The 4,017-nt window shown below is 61.0% G+C and carries 6 protein-coding genes; all 6 read right to left on the reverse strand.

The genetic code is table 11. The features are described from left to right. A partial coding sequence (locus tag HY896_13445; GenBank protein ID MBI5577351.1) for an NADH-quinone oxidoreductase subunit D occupies window positions 1-963 on the reverse strand: 963 nt, incomplete at its 3' end. A 7-nt stretch (window positions 964-970) separates the two neighbouring features. Next, window positions 971-1,465, reverse strand: a complete 495-nt coding sequence (locus tag HY896_13450) for an NADH-quinone oxidoreductase subunit C (GenBank protein MBI5577352.1) — start codon at window positions 1,463-1,465, stop codon at window positions 971-973. A gap of 10 nt (window positions 1,466-1,475) precedes the next feature. Next, on the reverse strand, window positions 1,476-1,988 hold the full coding sequence (gene nuoB / locus HY896_13455) for an NADH-quinone oxidoreductase subunit NuoB (protein ID MBI5577353.1): 513 nt from the start codon (window positions 1,986-1,988) through the stop codon (window positions 1,476-1,478). After that, window positions 1,979-2,305, reverse strand: coding sequence for an NADH-quinone oxidoreductase subunit A (ndhC, locus tag HY896_13460; GenBank protein MBI5577354.1), 327 nt, complete (start codon window positions 2,303-2,305; stop codon window positions 1,979-1,981). Before ndhC ends, nuoB begins: the two co-directional genes overlap by 10 nt. A gap of 82 nt (window positions 2,306-2,387) precedes the next feature. Beyond that, window positions 2,388-3,860, reverse strand: a complete 1,473-nt coding sequence (locus HY896_13465) for an NADH-quinone oxidoreductase subunit N (GenBank protein ID MBI5577355.1) — start codon at window positions 3,858-3,860, stop codon at window positions 2,388-2,390. A 7-nt stretch (window positions 3,861-3,867) separates the two neighbouring features. Next, window positions 3,868-4,017 (reverse strand): hypothetical protein (locus tag HY896_13470; GenBank protein MBI5577356.1); only part of this gene is annotated, 150 nt, incomplete at its 5' end.

Below are 4,017 nucleotides of genomic sequence, written 5' to 3' on the forward strand. Positions count from 1 at the left end.
CAGCCCTTCGATCGTCGTGTAGACCAGCGTCTTGTCGGGCAGCAGGTAGCGGGTGTCGTCGACGTTGATCGGTCCGCCCGGGAGCTGGTCGAGCGCCTGTTCTATGATCCGCACCGACTGGCGCATCTCCTCCATCCGCACCATATAACGGTCGCAGGTATCGCCTTGCTCCCCGATGGGGATGTCGAAATCGAACCGGTCGTAGACCAGGTAAGGCTGGTCCTTCCGCAGGTCGAGTGGGACCCCCGCCGCCCGCAGGCACGGCCCCGTGAAGCCCATGGCGACCGCGTCCCTCTTCGAGATCGGGCCCACGCCCATGGTCCGGTCGATGAAGATCCGGTTTTTCGTGAGCAGGGCGTTCACGTCCTTGATCGCAGGCAGGAAGGAGTTCTTGCAGACGTTCCGGCACGTCTCCACCCACCCTTCCGGCAGGTCCCATTGCATGCCGCCGATCCGGGTGTACCCGGTCGTGAGCCGCGTGCCCGTCAGCGGCTCTATCAACTTCATGTAGGCCTCTTCGCGCGGCTTCCAGAAATACCAGAAGTTCGTGAGCGCCCCGAGGTCGACCATGTTCGTGCCTATGCACACCATGTGGTCGATGATCCGGGAGATTTCGCAGATGAGCACCCGGACGTACTTGCACCGCTCGGTGACTTCGATCCCGCAGAGCTTCTCGACCGCCATCGCGTAACCGACGTTGTTCATCAGCGGCGAGACGTAGTTCAGCCGGTCGGTGTAGGTGACAACCTGGGTCCAGGTATGGCTCTCCGATTCCTTCTCGAAGCACCGATGCAGGTACCCGAATTCGGGTGTGAGTTTCAGAAGGGTCTCGCCGTCCATCTCCGCGATGAAGCGCAGGGTTGCGTGCGTGGCGGGGTGCGACGGGCCGATGTTCAGGATAACCGGCTCGGCCTGCATGTCGAGCTTCCCGCCCGGATTCCCTTTTGTCAGGATTTCCGCCATCGCTCCCTTACTCCTGCGGCCCCACGGTGGGCTGCCGTTTCGCCTTCGGATAATCCTTGCGCAACGGGTGGCCGACGAATGCTTCGTACATGAGAATCCTTATGAGGTTCGGGTGGTTGCGGAAAACGATGCCGTACATGTCGTAGGCTTCGCGTTCGTACCAGTTCAAACCCGGCCACACTGAAACCACGGAGTCGATCGTCGGGTCGTCTTCGTGCAGCCTTACCTTGATCCGCACCCGGTGCTTCTTCTCCAGGGAATAGAGGTGGTAGACCACCTCGAACCGGGGGGTCTCCCCGAGATAATCCACTCCGGTCAGGTCCATCGCGAAGTCGAACAGGCAAGCCGGGTCGTCGCGCAGGAAGGTGCAGATCTCGACGATCCGCTCCCTGCGCACGAGCGCCGTGTCGTCCCCGAAATCGGAATGCGTCGATACGACGGCTTCGCCGAACTTCTCGGCCAGCTTCGCAAGAACCGCGCTTTGTTGCCGTTCCGTCATCATCAGCCCTTCGTCAGATCTTGATCGGCCAGCGTTCGGAGGCGCGCGGGGCGCCCGTTTCCATCATCTTTTGCAGGATCACCACGGCGTCGATGATCCCCTCGGGGTTCGGAGGGCATCCGGGAATGTAGACGTCCACAGGGATGATCTTGTCGATTCCCTGGAGCACGCTGTAATTGTTGTAGAACCCGCCCGACGATGCGCACGCCCCCATCGCCACGACCCACTTGGGCTCGAGCATCTGCTCGTAGATCCGCACGAGGACCGGAGCCATCTTGTAGTTGACGGTGCCGGCGACGAGCAGCATGTCGGCCTGCCGCGGGGAGAAGCGAACTACCTCGGCGCCGAACCTGGAAAGGTCGTAATGCGTCCCGAACGCCCCCATCACCTCGATGCCGCAGCAGGCGGTGGCGAACGTGAAGGGATAGATGGAATACTTTCGGCCCCACGCGATCATCGCTTCGAGGGTGGTCAGCGCGTAGCCGCCTCCCGGGGGTGCGTCCTTCGGGCGGTCCCCTACTGCCATTCGAGCGCTCCCTTCTTCCAGGCGTAGACAAGCCCCGCCAGGAGGATAAGGAGGAAGATTCCCATCTCGATGAAACCGAACCACCCCAACTGCCGGAACAGCACAGCCCAAGGGTAGAGGAACGCGGTTTCCAGGTCGAAGAGGATGAACAGTAGCGCGATCAGGTAAAACTTGACCGAGATGCGCACCGAGGCGGTCGTGAAAGGATCGACACCGCATTCGTAAACGCTGTACTTGATCCGGTCGTATTTCTTCGGGCCCAGGGCCTGGGACAGGAAGACGAAGCCCACCGACATCGCCAGCGCGATGACCATCATGAGCAGAACGGAAAAATACGGGTCCGAGAACTGAATGGAAGAAACGAAGTCGGGCACGGCGCTCCTTCCTTTACTTAAGGAACTAAAACGCCAGAAGTTTCACAGAGTTCGCGGCTACCCGCGCGACCGGCTCCCAGTAGATCCCCAGCAGCAGCGTCGGGACCGCCAGCAGGCAGAGCAACGCCCTCGGGAACATCGCGACGGGAAGCTCCGCCTTGTCCTTGGGGTCCTCAAGGAACATGACCTTTACGATCCGTGCGTAATAATACAACGAAACGACGCTGTTGAGCGCCGCCACCACGGCAAGCCAGTAGACCCCCCGGTTGATGACCTCGGCGAAGAGGTAGACCTTCCCGATGAACCCGGAGAATGGGGGGATGCCCGTCAGCGCGAACAGGAAGATGGCGAGAGCCACGGCTGCGAAGGGCGCCCGGCTCCCGAGCCCCGAATAATCGGAGATGTCCTCGCTCCTTGTGCCGTTGGCGACAAGGATCACGACGTAAAAAGCGCCGAGATTCATGAAGAGGTACACGACGAGATAGAACAGGATCGCCTTGAGGCCCATCGGCGTGAGAAGGACGAACCCCATCAGCATGTACCCGGCATGGGCGATCGAAGAGTAGGCCAAAAGCCTTTTTACGTTCTTCTGGTTGATGGCGACCAGGTTCCCGACCGACATCGTCACCGCGGAAAGGACGGCGAAGAGAAGCGTCCAATCCACGCGTGAGGAAACCTTCCACGCACCCGCCGCCGCGTCGGGGGAGGCGAAGACGGTGTAGAAGAAGCGGACGAGTACCGCGAACCCCGCCGCCTTCGGCCCGACTGAAAGGAAAGCGGTGACCGGCGTCGGCGACCCTTCGTACACGTCGGGGCTCCACATGTGGAACGGGACCGCAGCGATCTTGTAACCGAACCCGACCGTCACCATAATTGCTGCGAGAAGGATCGGCAATGGGGCATCCGCCGTCGCCAGCGTCCGGCCGATCTCACCGATCTGGGTGGTGCCCGTCAGCCCGTACAGCAGCGAAAAGCCATAGATCATAACGCCCGACGCGGTAGCGCCGAACACGACGTATTTCATCGCCGCCTCCGTCGAAGTCTCCCGCCCCTTGATGTATCCGGCGAGGAGGTACGACGGGATCGAGACCAGCTCGAGTGCAAGATAGAGCATCACGATGTCGGTGGAAGCGGTGAGCAGGAACATGCCCAGCAGCACGGAAAGCAGGAAAATGTAGTATTCCGCCTGGCTCCTGCCGGAAAGCTCCGAGCAATCCATCGACATGAAGATGACGATGATGGTAACAAGGGCGGTCAGCACCTTGAAGAAGACCGAAAAGCTGTCCAGCGCAACCATCCCTTCGAACAGGGGCATGCTTTCCGAGGCGGGCTGGATGGCCGACAGGAGCAGCGCCGCCCCTACGCCGGACAGGGACAGGAGAGCGGGGACAGCCGATTGCTTGTTCTTCCCGGCGACGTGCACGACGACGAGCAACAGGATCGTCGTCGTGACGGCGAATTCCGGAAGGAAATGTACCAGGCTGGCGAAGTTTCCCATGGGCGGCCTACATCACCATCTTCACGACGTCGACGAGCTTGACGAGCGAGGCGTTCATGAGGTTGAGCACCGGCATCGGGTATACCCCGAACAAGAGCGACATGATCGCCAGCGGGGTGAGGCAGAAGATCTCGCGCCCGTTGATCTCCTCGAGCTC

The organism is Deltaproteobacteria bacterium (assembly GCA_016218975.1).
Lineage (GTDB): Bacteria > Desulfobacterota > Deferrimicrobia > Deferrimicrobiales > Deferrimicrobiaceae > JAENIX01.

Excerpts from the sequence above, each read along its gene's own strand:
- HY896_13450 (MBI5577352.1), bottom strand. The coding sequence starts at position 1,465 with ATGATGACGGAACGGCAACAAAGCGCGGTTCTTGCGAAGCTGGCCGAG.
- nuoB (MBI5577353.1), bottom strand. The coding sequence starts at position 1,988 with ATGGCAGTAGGGGACCGCCCGAAGGACGCACCCCCGGGAGGCGGCTAC.
- ndhC (MBI5577354.1), bottom strand. The coding sequence starts at position 2,305 with ATGATGGTCATCGCGCTGGCGATGTCGGTGGGCTTCGTCTTCCTGTCC.
- HY896_13465 (MBI5577355.1), bottom strand. The coding sequence starts at position 3,860 with ATGGGAAACTTCGCCAGCCTGGTACATTTCCTTCCGGAATTCGCCGTC.